Source organism: Clostridium sp. FP1, from assembly GCF_011065975.2.
Taxonomy (GTDB): Bacteria; Bacillota; Clostridia; order Clostridiales; family Clostridiaceae; genus Clostridium_AD; species Clostridium_AD tagluense.
On record NZ_JAAMNJ020000003.1, the window covers coordinates 80,591 to 104,029 of the forward strand.

At 31.5% G+C, this 23,439-nt stretch carries 22 protein-coding genes and 3 pseudogenes; 10 read left to right on the forward strand and 15 right to left on the reverse strand.

Annotated elements, in window-relative coordinates; all coding sequences use genetic code 11:
- Nucleotides 1-221 precede the first annotated feature (221 nt).
- On the forward strand, nucleotides 222-776 hold the full coding sequence (locus G9F70_RS26115; RefSeq protein ID WP_164948133.1) for a recombinase family protein: 555 nt from the start codon (nucleotides 222-224) through the stop codon (nucleotides 774-776).
- 45 nt (nucleotides 777-821) lie between these two features.
- Nucleotides 822-3,755: pseudogene (locus tag G9F70_RS26120) on the forward strand (Tn3 family transposase).
- Between the two features lie 49 nt (nucleotides 3,756-3,804).
- On the opposite strand, the gene G9F70_RS26125 reads toward G9F70_RS26120, so the two are convergent.
- The 3 genes from G9F70_RS26125 to G9F70_RS26135 all read right to left on the reverse strand — a co-directional run bounded on the left by G9F70_RS26125 (nucleotide 3,805) and on the right by G9F70_RS26135 (nucleotide 8,096).
- The gene (locus G9F70_RS26125) at nucleotides 3,805-4,380 is read right to left on the reverse strand and encodes a recombinase family protein (RefSeq protein WP_164948051.1); all 576 of its coding nucleotides are present in this window, start codon (nucleotides 4,378-4,380) and stop codon (nucleotides 3,805-3,807) included.
- Nucleotides 4,381-4,603: 223 nt separating this feature from the next.
- Entirely contained in the window at nucleotides 4,604-4,873 is a 270-nt protein-coding gene (locus tag G9F70_RS26130) for a hypothetical protein (protein ID WP_164948052.1), read from the reverse strand.
- Nucleotides 4,874-5,087: 214 nt separating this feature from the next.
- Nucleotides 5,088-8,096 (reverse strand): Tn3 family transposase, encoded by a 3,009-nt coding sequence (locus tag G9F70_RS26135; protein WP_164948053.1) that lies wholly within the window; start codon nucleotides 8,094-8,096, stop codon nucleotides 5,088-5,090.
- A gap of 321 nt (nucleotides 8,097-8,417) precedes the next feature.
- Here G9F70_RS26135 and G9F70_RS26140 point away from each other — a divergent pair, with 321 nt between their 5' ends.
- Together G9F70_RS26140 and G9F70_RS26145 are read left to right on the forward strand one after the other, a co-directional pair.
- Nucleotides 8,418-9,788, forward strand: a complete 1,371-nt coding sequence (locus G9F70_RS26140) for an ISNCY family transposase (RefSeq protein ID WP_164948111.1) — start codon at nucleotides 8,418-8,420, stop codon at nucleotides 9,786-9,788.
- 780 nt (nucleotides 9,789-10,568) lie between these two features.
- Nucleotides 10,569-11,429 carry an IS1380 family transposase gene (locus G9F70_RS26145; protein ID WP_224618002.1) on the forward strand — a complete coding sequence of 287 codons (861 nt, stop codon included), beginning with the start codon at nucleotides 10,569-10,571 and terminating at the stop codon, nucleotides 11,427-11,429.
- A gap of 307 nt (nucleotides 11,430-11,736) precedes the next feature.
- Here the strand turns inward: G9F70_RS26145 and G9F70_RS26150 are convergent, their stop codons facing one another.
- Nucleotides 11,737-11,883: an RNA polymerase sigma factor gene (locus tag G9F70_RS26150; protein ID WP_164948011.1), complete on the reverse strand. Its 147-nt coding sequence runs from the start codon at nucleotides 11,881-11,883 to the stop codon at nucleotides 11,737-11,739.
- A gap of 267 nt (nucleotides 11,884-12,150) precedes the next feature.
- Nucleotides 12,151-12,687 (reverse strand): recombinase family protein, encoded by a 537-nt coding sequence (locus G9F70_RS26155; protein WP_164948096.1) that lies wholly within the window; start codon nucleotides 12,685-12,687, stop codon nucleotides 12,151-12,153.
- On the opposite strand from G9F70_RS26155, the pseudogene G9F70_RS26160 reads away from it, so the two are divergent.
- Nucleotides 12,686-12,937 (forward strand): annotated as a pseudogene (locus G9F70_RS26160) (recombinase family protein); the annotation flags it as partial. The gene G9F70_RS26155 and the pseudogene G9F70_RS26160 overlap by 2 nt on opposite strands.
- A 45-nt stretch (nucleotides 12,938-12,982) precedes the next feature.
- Here the strand turns inward: G9F70_RS26160 and G9F70_RS26165 are convergent.
- From G9F70_RS26165 to G9F70_RS26200, 8 genes are all read right to left on the reverse strand, one after another.
- Nucleotides 12,983-13,549, reverse strand: a complete 567-nt coding sequence (locus G9F70_RS26165; RefSeq protein ID WP_164948095.1) for a hypothetical protein — start codon at nucleotides 13,547-13,549, stop codon at nucleotides 12,983-12,985.
- Nucleotides 13,550-13,787: 238 nt separating this feature from the next.
- Nucleotides 13,788-15,179 carry a transposase gene (locus G9F70_RS26170; RefSeq protein ID WP_164948120.1) on the reverse strand — a complete coding sequence of 464 codons (1,392 nt, stop codon included), beginning with the start codon at nucleotides 15,177-15,179 and terminating at the stop codon, nucleotides 13,788-13,790.
- A gap of 210 nt (nucleotides 15,180-15,389) precedes the next feature.
- Nucleotides 15,390-15,662, reverse strand: a complete 273-nt coding sequence (locus G9F70_RS26175) for a hypothetical protein (protein ID WP_164948019.1) — start codon at nucleotides 15,660-15,662, stop codon at nucleotides 15,390-15,392.
- 4 nt (nucleotides 15,663-15,666) lie between these two features.
- A complete protein-coding gene (locus G9F70_RS26180; protein ID WP_164948018.1) occupies nucleotides 15,667-16,158 on the reverse strand; it encodes an HD domain-containing protein in 492 nt (163 codons plus the stop codon).
- 114 nt (nucleotides 16,159-16,272) lie between these two features.
- On the reverse strand, nucleotides 16,273-16,701 hold the full coding sequence (locus tag G9F70_RS26185; RefSeq protein ID WP_164948017.1) for a hypothetical protein: 429 nt from the start codon (nucleotides 16,699-16,701) through the stop codon (nucleotides 16,273-16,275).
- 255 nt (nucleotides 16,702-16,956) lie between these two features.
- On the reverse strand, nucleotides 16,957-17,154 hold the full coding sequence (locus G9F70_RS26190; protein WP_164948016.1) for a hypothetical protein: 198 nt from the start codon (nucleotides 17,152-17,154) through the stop codon (nucleotides 16,957-16,959).
- A gap of 46 nt (nucleotides 17,155-17,200) precedes the next feature.
- The gene (locus G9F70_RS26195) at nucleotides 17,201-17,464 is read right to left on the reverse strand and encodes a hypothetical protein (RefSeq protein ID WP_164948015.1); all 264 of its coding nucleotides are present in this window, start codon (nucleotides 17,462-17,464) and stop codon (nucleotides 17,201-17,203) included.
- A gap of 16 nt (nucleotides 17,465-17,480) precedes the next feature.
- Nucleotides 17,481-18,731, reverse strand: coding sequence for a DNA polymerase thumb domain-containing protein (locus G9F70_RS26200; protein ID WP_164948014.1), 1,251 nt, complete (start codon nucleotides 18,729-18,731; stop codon nucleotides 17,481-17,483).
- 375 nt (nucleotides 18,732-19,106) lie between these two features.
- On the opposite strand from G9F70_RS26200, the pseudogene G9F70_RS26205 reads away from it, so the two are divergent.
- A pseudogene (locus G9F70_RS26205) lies at nucleotides 19,107-19,367 on the forward strand (glucosaminidase domain-containing protein); the annotation flags it as partial.
- Between the two features lie 256 nt (nucleotides 19,368-19,623).
- Here G9F70_RS26205 and G9F70_RS26210 read toward each other — a convergent pair.
- Nucleotides 19,624-20,127 carry a transposase gene (locus G9F70_RS26210; RefSeq protein ID WP_224617966.1) on the reverse strand — a complete coding sequence of 168 codons (504 nt, stop codon included), beginning with the start codon at nucleotides 20,125-20,127 and terminating at the stop codon, nucleotides 19,624-19,626.
- Nucleotides 20,128-20,294: 167 nt separating this feature from the next.
- On the opposite strand from G9F70_RS26210, the gene G9F70_RS26215 reads away from it, so the two are divergent.
- The 4 genes from G9F70_RS26215 (at nucleotide 20,295) to G9F70_RS26230 (ending at nucleotide 22,381) form a co-directional block, all read left to right on the forward strand.
- Nucleotides 20,295-20,441, forward strand: coding sequence for an RNA polymerase sigma factor (locus tag G9F70_RS26215; protein ID WP_164948011.1), 147 nt, complete (start codon nucleotides 20,295-20,297; stop codon nucleotides 20,439-20,441).
- 30 nt (nucleotides 20,442-20,471) lie between these two features.
- The gene (locus tag G9F70_RS26220) at nucleotides 20,472-20,828 is read left to right on the forward strand and encodes an RNA polymerase sigma factor (protein ID WP_164948010.1); all 357 of its coding nucleotides are present in this window, start codon (nucleotides 20,472-20,474) and stop codon (nucleotides 20,826-20,828) included.
- A 27-nt stretch (nucleotides 20,829-20,855) separates the two neighbouring features.
- On the forward strand, nucleotides 20,856-21,446 hold the full coding sequence (locus G9F70_RS26225; protein WP_224617967.1) for an ABC transporter permease: 591 nt from the start codon (nucleotides 20,856-20,858) through the stop codon (nucleotides 21,444-21,446).
- Nucleotides 21,447-22,228: 782 nt separating this feature from the next.
- Nucleotides 22,229-22,381: a hypothetical protein gene (locus G9F70_RS26230; RefSeq protein ID WP_164948125.1), complete on the forward strand. Its 153-nt coding sequence runs from the start codon at nucleotides 22,229-22,231 to the stop codon at nucleotides 22,379-22,381.
- 187 nt (nucleotides 22,382-22,568) lie between these two features.
- Here G9F70_RS26230 and G9F70_RS26235 read toward each other — a convergent pair whose 3' ends face one another.
- Nucleotides 22,569-22,997, reverse strand: a complete 429-nt coding sequence (locus G9F70_RS26235; RefSeq protein ID WP_164947504.1) for a GNAT family N-acetyltransferase — start codon at nucleotides 22,995-22,997, stop codon at nucleotides 22,569-22,571.
- Between the last annotated feature and the right edge of the window lie 442 nt (nucleotides 22,998-23,439).

The window sequence follows — 23,439 nt, forward strand, 5'->3', positions numbered from 1 at the left end:
ATTCCACTGTCCCGACTTAACTTTCAAAAATATTATACCACAAGATACTATTTTTACAAATTTATAACTGTCACAATAAGTAGGGTATTTGTGTTAGTACAATTCTATGTCACAAAAGTACCTATTTTATATTTTGTGATAGCACAAAAGTAATGAGGGTGTTTTTGTGACAGATACGGTATAATCTAGCTATAAAATTTTTATGAAAGAGGAATTACGCTATGTCTAAAATAGGTTATGTACGAGTATCTACAATAAATCAAAACACAGACAGACAGGAAATAGCATTATCAGAGTTAGGGATTCAAACAATTTTTATTGAAAAAGCTTCAGGTAAAAATACTGAACGGTCACAATTTAAAAAGATGATGGGATATATTAGAGAAGGAGATATATTGTATATAGAAAGTATATCAAGGCTTGCTCGCAGTACACGTGACTTGCTTTCCATAGTGCAGCAACTTCAGGATAAAAAGGTAGATCTAGTTTCTTTAAAAGAAAACATAGATACTGCTACCCCTCAAGGACGATTTGTTTTAACTATATTTGGAGCATTATCTGAGCTAGAAAGAGAAAGCATTCTTCAACGTCAGAGTGAAGGTATTGCAGCAGCCCGTCTAAAGGGTAAGAAATTTGGAAGACCACGAGTTGAAAATCCTAAAGATTGGGATAAGGTAATAAAACTGTGGAAGGACGGGGAAATTTCTGCAGTTGAAGCAATGAATAAGTTGAATATGAATCGTGGCACATTCTACCGAAGAGTCAAAGAAATATAAATTTTACAATTAATTTTACGAAAGAGGTGATTATTTTTGCCTGCAATGCACGAAACTGTATATCCAAGATTTAAAAGCAGTATTTCTGAAAAGGAATTAAATGATATATATACTCCCACACAAGAGGAAATTAAATTTTCTTGGAAAGTTACCCGTGGTGAAAATGCAAACTTTTGTTTTCTAATTATGCTTAAAAGTTTTCAAAGACTGGGCTATTTTGTATCTCCGTCAAATATTCCACAGACTGTAATACAGCATATTTCTAAGACAACGAATATCTCTATTTCTTCAGAGGTTATTGAGAATTAAAATAAATCAGGAACAAGACTCAGGCATGCTCAAATTATTAGAGAATATTTAAATATAAAACCTTATGGATCAGATGCCAGGCATCTACTAGTAAGAGCAATTGGGGCCGCCGCAAGAACAAAGGATGAGCCTTCTGATCTTATAAATGTTGCTATTGAAGAATTAATACGTCAACATTATGAATTGCCAGCATTTGATACGTTAGTAAGGGCATCAAATAGAATAAGAGTATCTGTATATAAATCTTTTTACCGTCAGATAAATACTCTACTTAGCGAAGAAGATAGAAGTAAAATAGATAACCTTTTAGAATCTGAACAAGATAATATATATACTTCATGGAACTTTCTAAAACAAGATCCTGGCACACCAACACTTACGCATTTAAAAGATTTAGTCAATTATATTACATGGCTATCAGTACAAAATGTTGGTACTGATGTGCTTGCAAATATTCCAGATAATAAAATAAAACATTTTGCATCTGAGGCAAATACTCTTAATGCTGCACAAATGAAAGCATTAGAACCTAATAAAAGATATACCCTTGCAGCAGCACTATTGGCTGTTCAATCTGCAAAATCACTGGATGATTTGGCTGAAATGTTTATTAAAAGAATGTCAAGTGTGCATAGAAAAGGAACAGAAGCACTTGAACTTTATAGGTCCAAAAATATTCAAATCACTGATAAATTAGTGGTGACGCTACGTGATATGATTTTAGCTTATAAAAAAGATGGAAGCGTAGAAGAAAAATTTGCAGCAATCCAATCCGTAATTGAAGAAAAAAGTGATGAAGTACTAAGCCATTGTGAAGCGCATGCAGCTCATGCGGGCAACAATTATTATTTATTCCTTTGGAAATACTACAAGAGCCATAGAGTGACTTTGTTTAGAATATTAAAAACCGTTACGCTCCACTCCACAACCCAAGATATATCCCTAGAACAGTCATTACAGTTTCTTCAGAAAAATGAAACTGTACGCAAAGAATTACTGGATGCAGTTAAAATTGAAAACAAAGGGAAGGCCACTGAAAATAAAATTAAGCTTTTAGACCTTTCATGGATACCGGATGATTGGTGGAAACTTATAACGGGATACAGTAACAGAAATATTTACCCTGATAAAATAAATCGCAGACATTTTGAGGTGTGTGTTTTCACACAAATATTGCGAGATTTAAAATCTGGTGATTTATATGTTAAAGGTAGTGATAAATTTTCTGATTATAGGGATCAGCTTATAAGCTGGGAAGAATATGAGGAAGAGAAAGAGTTATATGGTCAGCAAGTAGGACTTCCTGTAGATAGCCATGGGTTTATTGAACACGTGAAAAATTGGCTTAATGAGGAGATTTTAAGTACAGACAAGTCATTTACTTCTAATCAATACCTAAGAATAGAAAAAGGTATACCCATTTTAGGGAAGCCTGAAAAAAAGAAGTATCCTGATCAGTTAAAATTAATTGAATCATTGATTTCAGAGCGATTAAAGCCTATTAATATTCTTGATGTACTTACCGATACGGAGCACTGGATTAACTGGACAAAGGACTTTGGCTCCATTTCTGGTCATGATACAAAGATTGAAAACCCAATTGAAAGGTACCTTATAACATCCTTTTGTTATGGCTGCAATTTAGGACCTACTCAAACTTCTCAATCTCTAGAAGGTATTAATCGTAAACAAGTAGCATGGATAAATAATCGTCATATAACAGAAGAAAAAATAGAGCTCGCTATAAAAAACATTATAAATGCCTACAACTACTTTTCACTTCCTAAGTTTTGGGGTTCTGGTAAAAGGGTCTCAGCAGACGGGACAAAATGGGATTTATACGAGCAAAACTTATTATCTGAATACCACATAAGGTATGGAGGGTACGGAGGCATTGGATATTATCATGTTTCAGACACGTACATAGCTTTATTCAGTCATTTTATTCCCTGTGGTGTTTGGGAAGCAGTATATATTCTGGATGCAATGATAAAAAACGAATCCGATATTCAACCAGATACAATACATGCAGATACACAAGGGCAAAATTCACCGGTTTTTGCATTGTCTTTCTTGCTAGGCATTGAGCTTATGCCGCGCATTCGTAACTGGAAAGACATTACCCTTTATAGACCATGTAAAGATGCAAAATATGAACATATTGATGAATTATTTTCTGATACTATTGATTGGAATCTTATTGAAACTCATTTTCCTGATATGTTAAGAGTTGCATTATCTATTAAGGCTGGCCGAATTACAGCATCTACAATTTTACGAAAGCTTAGTACTTATAGCAGAAAAAACCGGTTATATCAAGCTTTTAGAGAGCTCGGAAGGGCTATTCGAACAGGATACTTAATGAAATATATCGGAAATGAAGAATTAAGAAGTATAATACAGGGAGCTACAAATAAAAGTGAATCTTTTAATTGCTTTACTAAATGGGTGTCCTTTGGTGGCGACGGAATTATCGCAGAAAATAATAGAGATGAACAAAGAAAAATAATAAAGTATAATCATTTGGTTTCCAATTGCATTATATTTCATAATGTTTTTCATATAACTCAAATTCTTCAGGAGCTAATAATGGAAGGTCATAAAATTGAAGAAGATACTAGGGGGTTGTGTAGTAATGGAACAGAAAACCGGTATAAGAACAGAAAATAATGATATCCATATTTTTCGAATTTAAAATCTCCAATATTACACAATGTACTTATTTAACTTTTCTTTTCCTAACTTCTCGAATTAGTGTTGACTTACTTATTCCAGTTATCTCTGTAACTTCTGTATATGAATTATTTTTCAGCATCTCAATCGCATTATTTATTTGTTTTGATGTATATATCTTAGGTCTACCCTCTTTAAAACCTTCTTTAGTTTTTGCAATTGCTTTACCTGTTTGGGTACGTTCAATAATTGTGTTACGCTCCATCTCGGCAACTGCTAATAGTGTAGTTAAAAAAAATTTACCCATACTTGTATTCTCTAGCAGTCCAATATTAATTACATGGACAGATATTCCTTTATCAAATAGCTCTTGAACTATGCTAATGCCTTCTACAGTATTTCTAGCCAATCTGTCTAGTTTCGTAACTACTAAGGTATCCCCCTGTTTTAAATCCCCTATCAATTTATTGAATATAGGTCTATCCATTGAAGTTCCTGTATACTGCTCTACTCTAATTTCGGCACCATCATATCTATATAGTATAGCCCTCGTCTGAACCTCTATGGAATGACCTTCTTTTAATTGTCCTTTTGTACTTACCCGTGCATAACCTATTATCACAATTCATAACCCCTTTTTAGCATATTGTTTTGACTGTAAGTTTTGACACCGCCCAATCCTTGATTATACGTAAGTGTTTTATCAGTGTCAATACTGTTAAGTTATGACATTGAGATTCTATACATTTTCTTATACATTAGAGTTATAGCCACTATTTAATATTAAAAATAAAAAGAGCAGAAATTTCTGCTCTTGATGTTGCGCAATAAAAGAAGATTACGAATTAAACTATATTCTTACTATTGATATAACTGGTGTATTTCATTTCATAATTTTTCCACGACATTGCACCAAAAAAAATACCATTTGCCCCAGATATTATTGTTGATATTAAAATATTTTCAATATCAAATATAAATTTATGCCTAAAGATAGCACTAACTGATACTACAACATTAATCAATATAATAAAATATATGCACCAAAATAAGGTGTACTTAAATTTCCCTTTTTCACGATATTTAGTCCACCGTATAAAATCTTTTTCTTTCAAGTTAATTCCCCCTAAAAAATTAGTTCGTCATAAATTACAGATGCGTCTTAATATCAAGGAATATTATACCACTACCGATAAGCTCCTTATAGGTTTAGATTTATCTAACTTATTGTCTCATATGGTATTTATAGAACATTTTATAAACTTGTGATACTATATAAAACGTTGATATAGTGGTTTGTGTAGTAATGGGACAGAAATGGCAATAGAATTACCGTTTCTTACCAAATAATTTTTTATCCATTGGTTGCAATGGTCTCAGCTTTCCAGATAATATTTCTTTTGCTGAGTCAAATGAATAATGCCCTACAATATTTATATGATCATAGCCAAGAGGAGAAAGTCGTTTTACGTCATCTGGATTCACGATATATCCTGCATTTCGAATAGCATCTAATGCTTTTTCCATATAGACTGTATTCCAGAGTATAATAGCGTTTGTAACTAACCCTAATGTATTTAATTGATCTTCCTGACCTTCACGGTGTGGTTGATGAATCTCTCCTTTTTTCCCGTATACAACAATTCTTTTAAGACCATTTTCCGCTTCTCCACGATTTAGCTGTGTCAAAATACGCCTGCGATAATTCTTGTCATCCAAAAATGACAGTTCGTAAGTGGTCTTAAAAATTCGTCCGAATTCGCCCATTGCACGACCAAGCATAGTTGGCTTCCCGCCTCTTTGTAACATTTTTACAAGACTTGTAGGATTTATGGTTCCAAGTTTAAGTGAACCAGCAACCCTAAGCATATCATCCCAGGACTTAATTATAAGGTCTTCACGTAATTTGTTTTTAGATAGACTATTCAAGACACCATAGTCTGCATTTGGATCAAATCGCCAGAGCCTTGTACCTCCTATATCAGCAAGACGTGGGCTAAAGCGATAACCCAATAATGCAAATAATCCAAATATAATATCACTGTATCCGGCGGTATCTGTCATTATTTCACGAGGTTTAGACGTTGTCTGTTGACCTAAAACCAATTCAAGTAAATATAAGGAATCACGGATAGTTCCTGTAATAACAAGTTTATTTAGTCCAACAAATTGGTCACTGATAAGATCATAACTTGTTATGCCACGTCCAATACCGAAATATCGTGGGTTGGGACCTGCATAAATAGTTTTTGGTGGTACAACAAATCTAATTCCATCTGCAGACGCAACATCCCCTCCACCCCATGATTTAGCTAAAGTCATCTTAGATATATGATCAGCAAGGACAGCATTTGCTTGTGTAATTGTCTCGCTGCGAAAATAATTTTGTTCAACCCATGTTAATCTGTCATATTCCAGTGCAGGTATGTCTGGCTGAACCACTGGTTTAAGTCCGATATTACATGCCTTGGCTATGAAAATAGCACATATGCTAACAGACAAATCTTTGATTCTAGAATTACCTTGGCTTATATGGGTAAACTGGTCTGTAAATCTGGTTAATGCAGTTATCTCCATTAATAATCCTGGTAAATCTGTATGAGGAATCAGAGATTCAACCTGCTTTCTCAACAATACTAAAGACTTTGGCTCTTCAAGTCGGTTAATGTGAGAGAGAACAATCTTTTCCTTACCCTTAACCATATCAACTCGAACGTCTGGATTATCATCCCAATTTTTAATTGTATTCTTGAATGCAATATCCAAGTTTTTCTTTAATGGATTCAATGATTCTTCCGCATTCGAAGGCCAACCTAATGTGCTTAATACCTTACTTTTAACACTTTCCCAAGCTGATCCCTGTAAAAGTTTGCTTCTTGGATCATTGTATCTATCACTTTTTTCTAGATAGATATCATAATTTTTAATACCTTCAAGCATTTTTTCTATTGCCCAGAAAGTATAAGGACAAGAACTTATCATCTCCCCTTTAAAAACAACTCTTTTCCAACTTGCTGAAATTCCCTCAGTAGGTGCATCCGCAAATTTATTTTTTCCAGTCTTTGACTCAACTTTCAAAAGAAAATCCCATGCAGCAAGAGCAGGTTGTCCTGCTGCTGATGCCCTAAATTTAATAGTGGCTAAAAGTGATGGAAGAAATCTACGAATGGAAGTATAATACCTAAAGAGTTCTTTGTATTCAACAGTCTGATCTAGGGGTCTCGTAAGCGTATCTATCATTCCAATGGCCAATTTTAACTGTTCTTTGGGTATGCTTGAAAATATGGTTTTTCGTATTGTTTCATCAGGTACCTTTTCATCCAACAACAGCAAACAAGCTCTACTGAGTTCCCGTGCTGAGCTGTCCAGATCTTTCAAAGAGCGTAGTCTTTCTTTTTCTCCTTTTCTGTTTGCACCATTGAATAAAGTTGAAAAATATCGTTCCATATATTCGATGATATCATCTTGGGAACTGGTAGTATATGTTATAGCGAACGCAACTAATGTTGCTATGCGACGTTCATCTGGCATCCTTTCAATGGTTTGAGCTCTAGCAATTGAAGCATACCTGGATAAGACTGATATCCTTCCTATAGGTATTCTGGATATGTTCCATTGATAAGATCCTATTGAATAAATTGTTTTAAATCGTTCAATTGCTTTTAAAAATCCAATAGGAGACTCATGTGTTACAGCCTGTCTAAGCATTTCTAAACCGGTTTTATTTTTAGCATCTACTATAAGCAAATTTTCAAGCATTTCTCGTTGATTCGCATCCGGAAGAGAAGCTAGTTTATGCCATAACCTTGAGGTTGCACGTTCACGAATTTGAGATATAAGCCTTTCTAAAACTGTAGCACCAGGCAATAATATTTTTTGTTCTATTAGCCTGGCCACAGTAAGGTCAAAAACAACACTTGGGCGTTCGGGTGCTAACCAAAAGTGATTATATAGCCAACGGACTAAACTCAAGTGGAAAGGTTGTTCTGTAAAATCATGGTAACCGTATGCTTGACGTATTTCTCGTGTATGATCCCATCTGCTTTCACTATAACTATATTTCTCCAGATTATTCTCACTTAATTCTAGCTGTTGAGAAATATAGTGAATAATATTAGAAGGTATTTTTAGTGGATTTGGCAAAAAAGTACCAAGGAACCTTACTGTCCCAAGCTGTATTGCAAAACCAATTCTATTATAATTGCCCCTATGACTATGCACAGCTTTTTTGTCGGTATCATCAAGTAAAAAATACACTGCTAATTGCTCATTTGTAGGGTCATCAATAAAATTTCCATATCTATTTATTTGTTCTTTTGTTAAAAATTCAACAGGCATTATCTACTCCTAAATTATATTTTGGCAATCTAACGTAATAAATAGTCTACTAAATTCTTTAAAACACTTGATGTATAACTGTTTTAAAAATCCTATGACAATAAAATACAAGTATTATGGTTATATCTCATATAATATAAAATTTTATCATATTTTACTAACAATGTTAAGTGGATAAAAGATGTTAAGTGGATAAATATGATCCGTTTATGATAATGTCTTACTATACCACATTTGATTATGTCCCAAATATGAAAACATTGTATAATAAACCTCATGACTAGAAATGAGGTGCTGATAATAAGAAAGGTGAATTTAACTATGGAAGAAATGGATAAGTACTCTACTATAAAAAAATTAATAGAAACAGATGCCAATAAAAAGCGAGCAGCTATTGCTCTCAATTGTTCGGTTAGGCATATTAACAGAATGATTAAGGGGTATAAAGAAAGTGGAAAGGAATTCTTTATTCATGGTAATCGAGGGCGAAAGCCCGCACATGCTCTTGATGCTAATACCAAGCAGTTAATCCTAGATTTATATTGCACCAAATACCCTGAAGCTAATATTACCCATTTTTGCGAATTGCTAAAAAAGCACGAGAATATAACGGTTTCTACTAGCACCATTCGTTCTATCCTTATGCAAGATTTCATCCTGTCCCCTAAGGCGAAGCGTGCTACAAGAAAAAGGATTAAGGCTGAATTAAAAGAACTGCAAAAAGCAACTAATTCTATAAAAGAAATTGCTAAAATTCAAAGTTCCATAATTGCTGCCGAGGATGCACATCCTAGACGTCCAAGATGTGCTTATGCAGGCGAAATGCTTCAAATGGATGCTTCGGTACATCTTTGGTTCGGTAACGATAAAAGTCAGTTGCATATCGCAGTAGATGATGCTACTGGTGCTATTGTGGGTGCTTATTTCGATCCGCAAGAAACTTTAAATGGGTACTATCATGTACTACACCAAGTACTTACTAACTATGGTATTCCCTACATGTTATTCACTGATAGGCGTACGGTCTTTGAATATAAACAAAAAAATTCCCCTTCAGTTGAAGAGGACACATTTACACAATTTAGCTATGCATGCAAACAATTAGGTATTGAAATTAAAACCAGTAGTGTTCCACAAGCCAAGGGACGCGTAGAAAGAATGTTTCAGACGTTACAATCACGCCTCCCCTTGGAAATGCGGATAAGTGGTATAAACACAATTGAGCAAGCAAACGAATTCTTAAACTCCTACATAAAAGAATTCAATGCTCAGTTTGCATTACCTGTTGATAATATCAAATCTGTCTTTGAAATGCAACCAGATATTGAAAAAATCAACTTAACTCTTGCCGTATTGACCAGTAGGAAGGTGGATAACGGAAGTTGTATCAAATTTAAAAAGAATTATTATTTGCCTGTTGATTGCAATGGATATCCTGTACATTATCGCAAAGGAACAGTTGGAACGGTAATTCAATCATTTAATGGCGAGATTTTCTTGTGTGTAGATGAGAAAGTTTATGCGCTAGATTTATTACCTGGACATGAACTCTCCTCCAAAAACTTTGATTTAGCAGTTCCCAATACCCAACCTAGCAAACGCTACATACCACCAATGAATCACCCTTGGAAACAAGATTCGTTTGAGCGGTATCTAAAGAAACAGGCTCACCGGAACAATAATGTAGCATAGAAACACTAAAAATCTGTTCATTTTAGATCTTTGAAAAAGACAATCTTCAAAGGTTTATTAAGTGAACCCAAAATATACTTTGATAATAGATTAAGAAACTGACCAATGGAAGTCATAAATAATAAAATCAAATTAATAAAAAGAAATGGATTCTCATCCATTAGCTACGCTAATATAAATAGAAGGATTCATACACATTTTCAAAAATGACCTTTAAGCTTTAATGGACCCCCAATTATAAGCCTACGGCTAAAAGATATTTAGAAAAGATTTTAGGAAAATTTCAAAGTAATTAAATAATCTTATAGCCACTTTGTGCAACATTCATTAAGTAACCCAAATTAATAAAAGCACCAGAAAAACTGGTGCTAATGTTTTAAATATTTGAGGACATTTTCAAAAATGCTTGACAGTGGATAAAAGATGTTAAGTGGATAAAAGATGTGATGATCGAAATGATTCACAAAATTTCAAATTTTGTGGTATTAGTGATACTGTGAGGTATATTGAAATCACTTAGGACGAATATATAGTACTTAATTTGAGTTTAAATTTATGAATATCATTATTTTCTATGCTTATACCGGTTTTCTGTTCCATTACTACACGACCCCCTACTATAGCAGCATTAAGCCCATATATAACCCAGCATATTAATCGTTTTGGGCGTTATAATTTAGATTTAAATCGGAAGCCACCGAATATAGACTATAATTTATCTTTTGCTATGGCATAAATGAGCAATTTACTACATTAGGGAAGAACGGCAACGTGATATATATGGTAATAACTGTCTTATGGCTGTTTTTTGCACGAATCGTTGCCGTACCCCGATATCATCCACTATTAATGTTTGATGGGCTGACAGGTGATTTAATTAAAGCGGAGCTTAGGTCAGGAAATGTCTATACTTCAAGGCAAGCAGTAAGATTTATAGGTCCTGTGCTTAAAAGATATGTGAATAAATATCCTAATACTACAAAGGTTATAAGAGGCGATAGTGGATTTGCTACTCCTGAGTTATATAAAATTTCCGAACAACTTGACACACTTTATGCAATAAGATTAAAGGTTAACTCTACATTATACAAATCAGCATGTGAATTTGCTAATGAAATGTCTAAATTGTGCAAAAGAGACTTTTGCTCATACCATGTTGTTTATGGAGAATTTAAATATAAAGCATCAAGTTGGGAAAAAGAGCGTAGGGTGGTTGTAAAAATAGAAAAGCCAGAAGATCAAATGTGCTATAACTATACGTTCATTGTTACAAATATGACATTACCTCCAGAATCCGTGGTTAAATTCTATTGCAACAGAGGTACTATGGAAAACTTTATAAAAGAAGGTAAACTCGGATTATCTTTTGATAAAATGAGCAGTACTACTTTTATAGCTAATGCTAATAAGCTTCAAGAAATGGTGCTTGCATATAATTTTAACAATTGGTTTCGAAATCTATGCTTAGATAAAACACCAATGAAAAATATGACAATTGAAACTATTCGCACAAAATTAATAAAGATTGCAGCAAAAATAGTGAAAGGTGGAAGATATCTAAAGTTTAAATTATGCAGCAGTTGCCCTTACAAAGAAGTATTTTTTAATATATTAAATAGAATTTTCTACATACCTATATAGGTTCATTTGATTTAATAATTCATTTGCAAAACTTAATAATTTAAATAATATGATTAAAACAAATTGGTGAAGTGTATACTTTTTAAAATGTAAATATATGTATAATCATATTTTATGTGATTTCTATCCAGGAAACGCGATTTTTGTAATGAAAATAAATAATAAAACTCAAATTCTATGTGTTTTTAAAATTAAACCCATAAAATTTAAGTTCATGAATAATCCGGGTTACTGTGTATAAGGACGTTTTAAAGCTGTATTTATTGTTATAACTCATTCTTTTTATATAGATTAAAGCAAAACTATCCTATATTATATCTTCTGCTATAAATTCATCTTTTACATATTTCTGTGCAAATCTTAGAGCCTTTAATCTGTGTCTAATTACAAGCTCTTCAAAAACTTTCTTATCGCCACTTTTGACTAGATTCATTATTGTATTATCGTCAATCAAATCTTCACCTCTTTGTGAAAAAACATATGCTACATATTTTAATATACTTCTTACACGTATAAGTTCATAAAAAGTTACACTATAAAAAAAATTTATGAGAAACAAAAGGAGCTATGTATAGGTAGCATCATTAAAAATGATATTTTATATGCTAAGATAACCCTCGTCCCATAACTGTAATGATAATTAATAAGCTCATAACTACTATAAGCTAATCCACAAGGCGACAGTCAATACCTTTTAAAGATTACATAAGAAATATTTAATTTATATGATTTTACTTATTTCAGCTATTGATTTGTATAAAGTTGGCTTTGAAATATCAAACATAATGCAAATGTCTTTGACAGTTGTTTTCTTTTGTTGATATAGTTCATAAATAGCTTTCTTTTTTGTAATATCTAGCTTTGGTTTCCTTCCACCGACTTTGCCTCTTGTTCTTGCAGATGCTAATCCTTCTTTTGTCCTTTCACTTATGAGGTCCCTTTCAAATTGGCTAATTCCTGCCATAAAAATAAACATCAATTTACCCTGAGGTGTAGTAGTATCTAACCAACTTTCTTTTAAGCTCTTAATATTAGCACCATTCTTTTCAATTTGTTCCACTAGATTAAATAAATCCTTTGTACTTCTGCTTAATATTGTAAGAGCTGATATTAATATAACATCACCTTTTCTTAATTTACTTAATAACCTATTTAATTCAGGTCTATCTGCTTTAGCTCCTGTAATCTTCTCCTGAATTATTTCTTCAGCTCCTGCTAACTTTAAAGCATCAAGCTGCCTATCCAAACTTTGTTCCATTGTACTTACTCTTGCATTATCTAGCAAGTCACATAATGCAAGAGTATCTACACAATATCAGCATTTAGAATTACAAACAGATGCTTTAGAAAAAGCTGGATGTGAAAAGATTTTTACAGATATTGCAAACGGAGTTAAAACTGAACGTAATGGATTAGAAGAAGCTTTAACATATTTACGTGAGGGAGATATATTAGTTGTTTGGAAACTTGATAGACTTGGAAGATCATTAAAGCATTTAATTTACCTTTTGAAAATAGAGTATATTACGTAGTTTGTTTGAGAAAGTTGTGAACTATTTAAATAAAACTTTGCTTATCTTATCCGTAATATCAGCATCATTTTTATTATATAATTTTGTGTTGTTAAAGCTTGGATATACAAGTTGTGTATCAATTGGAATGGCGCAATAGGAAATAAAGTATTCCTGATGTGGTATGCTAATTTTATATTCCTTATTATCCAATGTTACTCTTGCATATATGATTTTCATATCAGGGTTTTCACCTGTCATAATAAGATACTTCCCTTTATTTGTTTTATATATTTCATCGTTAAAATAAGTACTGCTACTGCCATATCTTATACTCTCTATTTTATATTTATTAGTTAGACCTTTAGTTAGTTCGGCTTCCCCACAAGTATTGTTAAATATAAATAAAATATACTTTTTATTATCAAGATTTAATTCCTGTTTAATATCAATCTTATTTACAATTACTGTGGGCCTATTAAGGAATTGTATTATATTATCCTTTAATTGTATTTCATTATCCATAATTGTATACACCCTTGAATATGAAATAAATGCAATACAAATTATTATTATGAAGCTTAATAAAGCAAAAATTTTCTTATTCATAATCAATCCCCTCGTGGTTTTATTAAAAAAATTCTACTGTTCCTATATTATAATATAATCCAGGTACAAAATAAAATATTTATTTAATTATACTATTTATAATGTGAATTATATATAAAAATAAGTAGGTGATCTACATTTACTTATCACTAATTACTCATACTTCGCAGGAAAAAAACAGCTATAACACCTTGTAAATCAATGGTAAGATGGCTTAAAACAGTGATAAAATTTGATTTTAAGCTATCTTTTTAGCAGTGAATTTCCTTGAAATATATTTAGGTAGTTTTATAATAAAAGCGGCAATAAAACTATCTATTTGCGCCACAGTTAAAAACAATAATTCTTGCAGCGTTTCTTGTAGAATGTTGAAGATTATTTCTAATACTTCTGAAAATTGAATATCTTTAAGCTCATCAAAAGCTAGAAAAAATATTTCTCCCATTGTACGTGAATCCTTATTATTTCTGTTTTCAACAGCAAGCATCATATATCGAACCATCACAATTGAAGTATGTGCAATCATTGAATCATAAGAAAGACCTTGAAATTCCTTTCCAAGATTCAAATAGGATTTGCATACTTTAAAGAAAACTTCAATGCTCCAACGTTTACCGTAAAGTGTTATAATTTCTTCCTCGGATAAGCTTAAATCAGTAGAAATAATTGCTATCCATTTCTTTTTATTATTACGGTCACGCACAAATACTATTTTTACATCCAATGTATTATTGTTAGCATCATATATTTGTGCCATTACTGATAAAAGATATTTTGATTTCCCTGGACGTTTTCTTTTTTCTTTGTATATCTGAGCTAAAGTTTTTCTTTCACCTTCAAAAATGTACTTTATTTTTGTAGTGTTTTTAAGCCTACCTACAGTATGTAGCTTAAGCTTAAATATTCTAATTATGGTAACAGGATAAGAAAACCAACTATCAAATAATACATGTTTTGCTGGAATGCCAGCCTTTACAGTAGCTTCTAGCATTTCAATCATAACATCTGTAGACTTTGATATTGCTTGTTTTCTACGTTTATATGCAATTGTGTTCTTGTTTAAACCTTCTTTCATTTCGCAGTATCTATTTTTTTGCTTTTCTGAACTTTGTAAGTTAAATAAAATAGGTAAAAATGTATTACCATCAGTCCATCCAAGAGTAAGCATTCTAAATCCTTTTTTATATTTTTGACCTTTGCTTGCATGGTCATTTACATTAGAAAGTAATTCAACATTTTTGCTTCTAAGTCTACCATAAAAAGAATCATCAACAACTATTGCGTTGATACGTTTTTCAGAAGTAAGGTTTACTAAACTCTCATTTATAATAGTTCCTGATAATTTTAACAAGAATGATTGCCAGTTTATGTACATTGAATTTAAGAATCTGTATACTACATCTTTACCAAATTTAGGAGCATTACTTTCAGTTTGATAACTCATATACATGCTTTTGCCTGTATAAACAATCTGAAGTAAATAGCAAAAAATATCACGAACACATATACCTTTTTCTTTATAACAATTTGCTTTTTTTAAAGCACTAATAACCTTAAATTGTTTAATAAAATTCATTATAGACTTCATAAAATCATTTTCATTTTGACTGTTTTGTGGTATATTGTTCATATGAATGAATCCTCCTAAATATGATATTTTTGTATTTGTCACTACTTACATTATATCATTTTTGAGAGGATTTTTCTATATTAAAACACTGTGGATCCTTGATTTTTCAATGGTCTAAGTCATGTTTTTATGTGCGAAGTTTGAGCTAATTATAAAATAACAAATGTCGTGAAATATATATTTTTCACGACTTTTGTTTACGCCTTATAACTAGCCTATACGCTCATTCTTACCTTTATGTATGTCAGTATACACTGCACTAACACACCAATTCTCATTATCAGGCAAAAACATTAAACATTTATGCCCATCATCCAATAAAATTTTTTCTGACTGTTCATAGTCAACAGTAATCTTTTGTTTTACCTTATCAATCTTAATCAGCGAAACATACCCGCTAAATATGTCATCAATATGAATATATTTGGATGAATATGAATCTAAAAAGTCCCAGTGAATTCCGCTTATAAATTTTCTTTTCATAATGTCAATCCCTTTCGGTTGACTCTTCATGGTACGCAATGCCAAATTCAAGTTTAAGTTTTTCGTACCTATTTTTTTCATGTGCCATGATTTTAAACATAGGATTATACAAGCAGTGCTGAAATACATCCGAATCTATTAAAACTTCATTAAAATCAGAATGTATGACCTCTTTTTCACTGTGGGTATAAATAGCATCGCAAATCATTTTAGTTTCATCATCATTTGTTATACGCAATGATGTCAATATTTCTCTTGCCAAGATAGCACCTTCATGTGCATGGTCTTTTGTGTCCATTTTAGCATATGAATATATGTCATGAAGCATACCTGCCATTGTTGCAAGTTCAGCGTTTTCACCACGCTTTAGTGCAATTAATGCACAAGATTGAGCAACACCATATAAATGTAAATAAGCACATCTTCTTTCTTCAACATCTGTCATATTCAAAAGTATTTCATCAATATATTTTCTTAAAATTTCAATTCTATTCATAATCGTTTCACCCCACCAACTATAATTAATATTTACTTTGGAATATTATACAACTTAGTATCTATCGTATTTTTAGGATATGCATATCTAATAAGAGAGATGCGTATCCCCTATTTACAAAACTTTAGAACTCATTAGATTTTTTCTATAACCTGAAAATACATATCCGCTAAGACATATTTGAATTATACTAAAAATTAAAAACTGTACGGTTGCCATATACCATTCCCCTAAGATTACTACTTGAGCAACAATACTCATAAAAAATATCCCGCCCATTATAGCAGACATAACCCATGATTTGTTACTTTCTTTCCTAAAAACAAATATTGCTGATATAATATTTCCTAATCCAAATACCACAATTGCAATTATACCAGGGGTAACCCAACTTTCAAAAGGAACTTTAGATAGCCATTCTTTTGGATACTCAATAAATATCCCATTCCTTGAACTTACCATTATTATTCCTATAAAAATAGCACCTAATGATAAAATTAAGTCATAAACTCCTAATAAGTTTATTCTCATTTTTTGTTTCATGTTACAATTCCTCCTTCTAATTTTAGTTCACAATAAAATACAAGTTCGAATTAATTTACTTATTTACTTAATTATACTATATATTACATATATTACGCATTAAAAATTTTGCACTTTTAAACCATAAAAACCATACAACATAATAAAGGGTATAGTGAATCAAAAAAACATCTTAGATATAGATGTTTTTTTAATTTTAAAATATAAAACAGTGCATTCAAAAGCGTAATTGCTTAGTTAAATTTAACTGAATGCTTAACAACACATATAAATCAATGCTTTAATCAAAAAATGAATGTACGACTTTATATATAATTTTATAAAAATAACTTCATTACACTTCTTGCAAACTAAAAATATCGTACCATCATCACAATCTTTAAATTCAAAATCCACTGTTTTATTATCTGTTTTTATATCTTCTATATTTCCGCATTTACACATTATTTTCATTGTATAACTCCAATGTGTAATTAAGTTTACATAACTTAATTACACTTTAAATTTTAAACAGAATCCACTTGCAGGTTGAAATTTCATACTTGATTTCAAATAATTTCATGATGTCGTCAATTAAGCTTTGACACCTATAAACAATCATAATGTTCCCTGCAAGTTTCTCAGTCTCTTTTAATATAACTTTATCTATTTTTATAACTTGCATAGGTTCATCACCGATTTGCATTCTAAACCTTATAGGATTAATAGAACCTTTGTTATCTGTATAGGAAACCATTTCTATAGGTAGAGCTAAAACCTTCATTTACTTAAAACCTCCCTTACAACATAGAACTCATCAAAGGATAATCATCTTCTCCTATCCCTCCACACATAGCGCTTAAACCTGAATGAAGAAAACAAGACCGTACTATTGCTGTAGAACCATATTTCAGTCTAATTTTATCAATTGCCTCATTTATTCTTCTATCCTTCTCATAATTAAAAGTATCAAGTAAAGAACACTGATAAAAATCATTACAACAAAAATCTGTTATGTGGATCCCTAGATGTCTTATTGAGTTGCCCTTCCACACATTATCAAATAGATAACATGCTACTTCATATATTTTTCTGGTTGAGTCAGTAGCTACTGTCAATTTCTTTTGATGTGAATATGATATTAAATCACTTCCTCTTATACTTACCGAAACCACAGTGCAGCAATTTTGTGAATCCCTTAAACGCATAGATACTGTTTCACACAAGGATAATAGTACTTTATGAGCTGTATCTTTATCCTCAACGTCAAAAGCTATTGTTGTGGAATTGCCTATACCTTTTATTTCAATGCAGTTACTCTTCCTGACCTCTGAAATATCTATACCGTTAGCATAATTATAAATTACTTGGCCATGATTCTTAAATTTGTTCTTTAAAATTTTTAAATCATAATTTGCTAAGTCGCAAATGGTGTTGATATTTAGATTATGCAATTTGGGTCCTGTAGCTCTACCTACCATGAACAAATCTTCAATAGGCAATGGCCACATCTTTTGTTTTATCTCATGAGGAAATAAAGTATGTATTCTATCTGGCTTTTTAAAATCTGAAGCTACTTTTGCCAATAGCTTATTATTTGATATCCCTATGTTGACGGTAAAACCGAGCTCCTTCTTTATCCGATCTTTTATAGTTTCAGCGAGCTCCATATAGTCTGGATATAAATGTTCCATGTTAGAAAAGTCTAGAAAGCTTTCGTCAATACTAAATCTTTGGATTTGTGGAGTATATTCCTGGAATATTTGATTCATAGCTGAGCTACATTTCATATAGAGCCAGTACCTAGGTGGAACTATTATTATATCTGGACATTTAGCCCTAGCATTGTATAAAGTTTCTCCAGTTTGAATATTAAATTTTTTAGCAGGTATTGATTTAGTTAAAACAATGCCATGCCTGCTTTCTTCGTCTCCACCTACTACAGATGGTACCGTTCTAAGGTCTAATTGCTCTCCCTGTTGAAGTCTGTAAGCAGCTTCCCAGGATAGATAAGCGCTATTTACATCTATATGAAATATTAATCTACTCATAACCATCTTCCTTTTCGCCTAATCTGCAGGCTTAAGCATTAGAACATATGTTCGTAATTATTATATACTACTTTATTGATTATTAGAAGCAAATTCGAAAATTATTTTTAGTATATCTGTAAATCTTATTGTATGGGTTTAATATGCCGCTAAAATATTATCCTTTAGAAAATTACCGTCTACTTACTTAAAAATGGGTCACTTACCATTTTATCTAACAATTCAAGTCTTTTTATTGAAATACCCCCTCCCATAAACCACCGTTTATAGTTCTTATTTGCAATTAGTTAGATAAGACCTATTAATAGGTTCTATAACTCAGTATCATAATCAAAGTACTGATGTATCAAATGAACAAATGGTTGCGGATATGAAGTCCAAGAATTTAACACCCAGGAATGGATTAATGGAGTAAAAAACCCCATGGTGTGCAAATTTAAAAAGTATGACTCTCTAGATGATAGCTTATTTGACCACAGAATGCTTTTAAGCTTCAATGGGTATAAATCTGTAATAACATCTAAAGACTACAAGGAGGCCTGCCAGAACGATTATAATTCTGTTTACTGCAAGGATAATGAGTATCATAAAAATCTTATGGTCATAATTGAAGGAAATAAGAGATTTAAACAATAATGCTTTAGTTAGTGGCCCAATCACCATAAGCGCAATTAAAAAGCTTTAGGACATACTAGGCATCTCTATGTACTGCATATTGAGACCGGAAGTATTTATAATATACATATTTTTTTTTCTGAAATAGTACGGTATAATATTATTATATTAGCCTAAATTTATAAGTTATCCACAGATTTCTTAAACCACAACAAAAGCCTCCTGTAGTAGTTTAAGAAGGTTTAAAAGAGTTTAAAAGAGTTTAAATAGTTTCTTTTCAATCGGAGGCTACAAAAATAATATGCTCTGGCATCCGCACAGAATAAACTTTATATTGCAATAGCTCATTAATTTGTTGATAGCTCTTTACTGTTTCACCAGAAACCCTATTATTAAACCTAGAAATTGTTGGTTGAGAAGCTAATGATTTTTTTTCAAGTACATTGGTAAAAGTAGGATCATGTCTAAGTTCATCAGCGTTATCATCAGTTTCATAACCTGCGATTCTTTGATATATTCTTTGAATGGCAATGTCTTCATTTTTATGTATTCTAGCGTTTGCTGACGGATCTTTAACATCAATATTTTCTTTAATGGTTTTGCTGAAACCAATTTTTTCATCAAATTCTTTATATAATAAAAGGCCTGCATCTGATGTTAAATTCCCACCTTCAAAATTTATTTTAATTTTCTTGTTGAATTTTAAAGATTTTTCATTTAAACTATTCATTGTAAGAAGTCTCTCCTTTGTCTTTTGTTTTGGGTTTCTCAACTTAAACATAACAAATTTGAGGCTTTTTGCATATACTTTTTTATCACTTTTTTCGTGAAAAACTAAAAAATTATAAAACACAGTGTTTTAGCTATGTAAGGCATAGCTTTTTGGTGTTGCGTGAATAATCCGGGTTAAAATATGTAGCATATGTTTTTTCACAAAGAGGTGAAGATTTGATTGACGATAATACAATAATGAATCTAGTCAAAAGTGGCGATAAGAAAGTTTTTGAAGAGCTTGTAATTAGACACAGATTAAAGGCTCTAAGATTTGCACAGAAATATGTAAAAGATGAATTTATAGCAGAAGATATAATATAGGATAGTTTTGCTTTAATCTATATAAAAAGAATGAGTTATAACAATAAATACAGCTTTAAAACGTTCTTATACACAGTAATAAGGAACAAGTGCATCGATTATCTAAGAAAACAAAAGCCTGTAAATATTGATGATATAAAGCTACGGACACCTTCCGCAGAGGATATTGTTATGAAAAAGGAAGACAGATTATTTGTGACAAAATTATTAGGTAAATTACGCGAGGATTATAAGACTGCATTGTACCTTTATGAATATGAGGGTATGTCCTATAAGGATATTGCAAAGATAATGATTAAGTCTGTAGGTCAAGTGAAAATTATTATTTTTAGAGCAAGAAAAAAGCTACAAAACTTGCGAGGAAGGAATATAGATGTTAAAAGATAAAGAATTTCTAAGCTATTGTTATCACTTATGTTATTAATTTCAACTCCCATAATCTTTAGCATTACCAACTTGGATTTTCCAATGGCTGCAAGAATATGCGAGCAATTTATTGTAATAATTGGAGTAGTGATTCTAGTGCCAATATTTACACCAGAAGAAGATGAAAATATAAAAGAGACAATAAACGCAAAGGCTATTTCTCCTATATTGGTTTATATAATAAGAATAGTGATATCAGTAATTTTACTAATATCACTAATAGCATTATTTGTTAATATATTAATTTATCTTGGTGGAACATTTACTTCTGGAAGGTTAATAATGGGAACATTTGCATCTTCATTATTTTTAGGCGGATTAGGGTTATTTGTTGCTTCTCTTACTGAAAATGTAAGCATAGGGTATATGATACCAATAGTTTATTTTGTCTTTGATATTATGACAAAGGGTAAATACACAAAGAATTTGTTTCTATTTTCTTTGATTAATAATAGCTTTAAAGAAAAGTATTATTTGCTTGTGGCATCAGTAGTGCTAATAATTTTATCATTACTAGCATATTGGATTAGAAATAGTAATGCTAGGTGTGGCTGTACCCGGATATCGCAAAGAATCTGATGAAATTGAAAGATATATACATAAAGAAGACTTTGTCTACATATGTATTTAGACAGAGTCTACACGAATTTCGTGTTATAGAATAGTAATATAAAAAATCCCGGTAAATAGAATTAGTATACAACTTTCATTTAATGTCCATCAACTGAAAAAGACAAACTTTGCCTATGGGTACACACTTTAGAGTATAAAAATTAAGGACTTCATGATTTGTAAATCCTTAGAGTATAATTACCGCGTTTTGCTGCCTGCTCCCCTATATTAAGTCGTCTACACGCCCCTAAAGCAGATATAGAGGTTTCCTGCCATTTTAGATATACTTCATCGAAATTTGGTAAGTCAATCTTTTTTCTACCACTATAAACGCCTTTCTGTTTTGCTAATAAAATTCCTTCCTCCTGGCGTTTTTTTATTGTAATACGCTAATTTTCCGAAACGCAGGATAATACCTCCAAAACCAGTCTACTTATAAAGTCTCCTAATAAGTTCGTATCCAAAAGAGGCATATCTGGGATAGCATACGCAAAAATGATATTTCGTACGCTAAGAAAAACACAATTCCGTAAATGCAAATATTTTACTGGATGTGTTTGTAAATTAGATTATTTTTATAAATTTCAAGTTTTAAATTCTTATGTAATCATGTAGTCTTTTGACTAAAAGCATACGTTTATTTTTATATCCAATTTACGGTAATAATAGTATAATTAAATAAATATTTTACGTCACAACAGTATTTTATCGCGTATTAATTGATTACAAATTGACAAGGGAGTGATGTAATGAAAATCAATGAACGACCATACTTAATGGTAGCAAATTCCTTTGGTGTTATTACTATTTGCTTATCATTTCTATACATCTTTAATTATGTTAACGGTGAGACTATAGCTATATTTGGAGGTTTTACTCAATTGTTCCTTGGATTTAATTAAATTAATATGGCACAGAAGATAGATTCAAAAGGAATTAGTAAGGTGAATAAAAAAGTTGGAATATTTTGTGTAATTGTAGGTATATTCATTATTATTAATGTTATTGTTAAAATGATAATATAGCAATTTATTACACTTTATATGAAAGAGACGCCACATAGTTTATTAAAGATAATGCTCACTTTACTTATGATAAGTGCTTAACCATTTCATATGGCGCAACTCCAGTAAAACCGTTCTTTGGGTAAAAGTTTTGAGCTTCAACATAATCCTTTGCAAACCTCGTATACACCTTAGTTATTCCGTTGCTAGTTGCATAGTTTTCCGCAGTTTTAAGGAGCTGACCACCAATTCCATTGCGCTTCAAGGATACTTTTACATATAGCCTTTTCAACCACATTTCGTGCTCACCAGTAGCTTTTGTCCCTATACAGCCGATGACTCTATCTTTTTCGTCAACTGCTAACCAGAACATATCCCCGTTTGAAATGTAATATGTGTCAATATCTAATAAATCCTCATTAAGGCTTGGAATTCTACCCAGTGCATTTTTTGCTTCAAGCACCATATAAATCATATCATCTCGATATTTGCTATTATATTTGATAATCAACATGACTTCACCTCACAAAATATATATAATTTTTGTTGCACATAATTATACCAATCCGAAGTAACTCATAGAGTATTATACCATAATATACTATTTTTATAAACTTATAGAATCTACTAACACAGACTGTATATTAAAACTGCCACAATGAGGTGTACCCTAATGACACTATTAGAATATGTTTCACTAGGGTTATAGAAAAGATATATGAAATGTTTCAAATACAAATAGGCTTGATGCAACACTTATAAAACTATATATAGCCACATGTTGGATATCAATTCCATCATGTGGCCTATTTTTGCACGTATGTCGACTGTACCCGATTTAGTGATTAAACCCTAGATATATCAATGATTTAAACTGATAATATATACTTTTTTGAGTTAGAACTTTTCAGTATTAATTCTAAGTCAGAATATTTTGATAAAAAATATTTTTGGTA

Excerpts from the sequence above, each read along its gene's own strand:
- G9F70_RS26115 (WP_164948133.1), top strand. The coding sequence starts at position 222 with ATGTCTAAAATAGGTTATGTACGAGTATCTACAATAAATCAAAACACA.
- G9F70_RS26135 (WP_164948053.1), bottom strand. The coding sequence starts at position 8,096 with ATGCCTGTTGAATTTTTAACAAAAGAACAAATAAATAGATATGGAAAT.
- G9F70_RS26140 (WP_164948111.1), top strand. The coding sequence starts at position 8,418 with ATGGAAGAAATGGATAAGTACTCTACTATAAAAAAATTAATAGAAACA.
- G9F70_RS26145 (WP_224618002.1), top strand. The coding sequence starts at position 10,569 with ATGGTAATAACTGTCTTATGGCTGTTTTTTGCACGAATCGTTGCCGTA.
- G9F70_RS26155 (WP_164948096.1), bottom strand. The coding sequence starts at position 12,687 with ATGGAACAAAGTTTGGATAGGCAGCTTGATGCTTTAAAGTTAGCAGGA.
- G9F70_RS26165 (WP_164948095.1), bottom strand. The coding sequence starts at position 13,549 with ATGAATAAGAAAATTTTTGCTTTATTAAGCTTCATAATAATAATTTGT.
- G9F70_RS26170 (WP_164948120.1), bottom strand. The coding sequence starts at position 15,179 with ATGAACAATATACCACAAAACAGTCAAAATGAAAATGATTTTATGAAG.
- G9F70_RS26175 (WP_164948019.1), bottom strand. The coding sequence starts at position 15,662 with ATGAAAAGAAAATTTATAAGCGGAATTCACTGGGACTTTTTAGATTCA.
- G9F70_RS26180 (WP_164948018.1), bottom strand. The coding sequence starts at position 16,158 with ATGAATAGAATTGAAATTTTAAGAAAATATATTGATGAAATACTTTTG.
- G9F70_RS26185 (WP_164948017.1), bottom strand. The coding sequence starts at position 16,701 with ATGAAACAAAAAATGAGAATAAACTTATTAGGAGTTTATGACTTAATT.
- G9F70_RS26190 (WP_164948016.1), bottom strand. The coding sequence starts at position 17,154 with ATGAAAATAATGTGTAAATGCGGAAATATAGAAGATATAAAAACAGAT.
- G9F70_RS26195 (WP_164948015.1), bottom strand. The coding sequence starts at position 17,464 with ATGAAGGTTTTAGCTCTACCTATAGAAATGGTTTCCTATACAGATAAC.
- G9F70_RS26200 (WP_164948014.1), bottom strand. The coding sequence starts at position 18,731 with ATGAGTAGATTAATATTTCATATAGATGTAAATAGCGCTTATCTATCC.
- G9F70_RS26210 (WP_224617966.1), bottom strand. The coding sequence starts at position 20,127 with ATGTTTAAGTTGAGAAACCCAAAACAAAAGACAAAGGAGAGACTTCTT.
- G9F70_RS26220 (WP_164948010.1), top strand. The coding sequence starts at position 20,472 with ATGAGTTATAACAATAAATACAGCTTTAAAACGTTCTTATACACAGTA.
- G9F70_RS26225 (WP_224617967.1), top strand. The coding sequence starts at position 20,856 with ATGTTATTAATTTCAACTCCCATAATCTTTAGCATTACCAACTTGGAT.
- G9F70_RS26230 (WP_164948125.1), top strand. The coding sequence starts at position 22,229 with ATGAAAATCAATGAACGACCATACTTAATGGTAGCAAATTCCTTTGGT.
- G9F70_RS26235 (WP_164947504.1), bottom strand. The coding sequence starts at position 22,997 with ATGTTGATTATCAAATATAATAGCAAATATCGAGATGATATGATTTAT.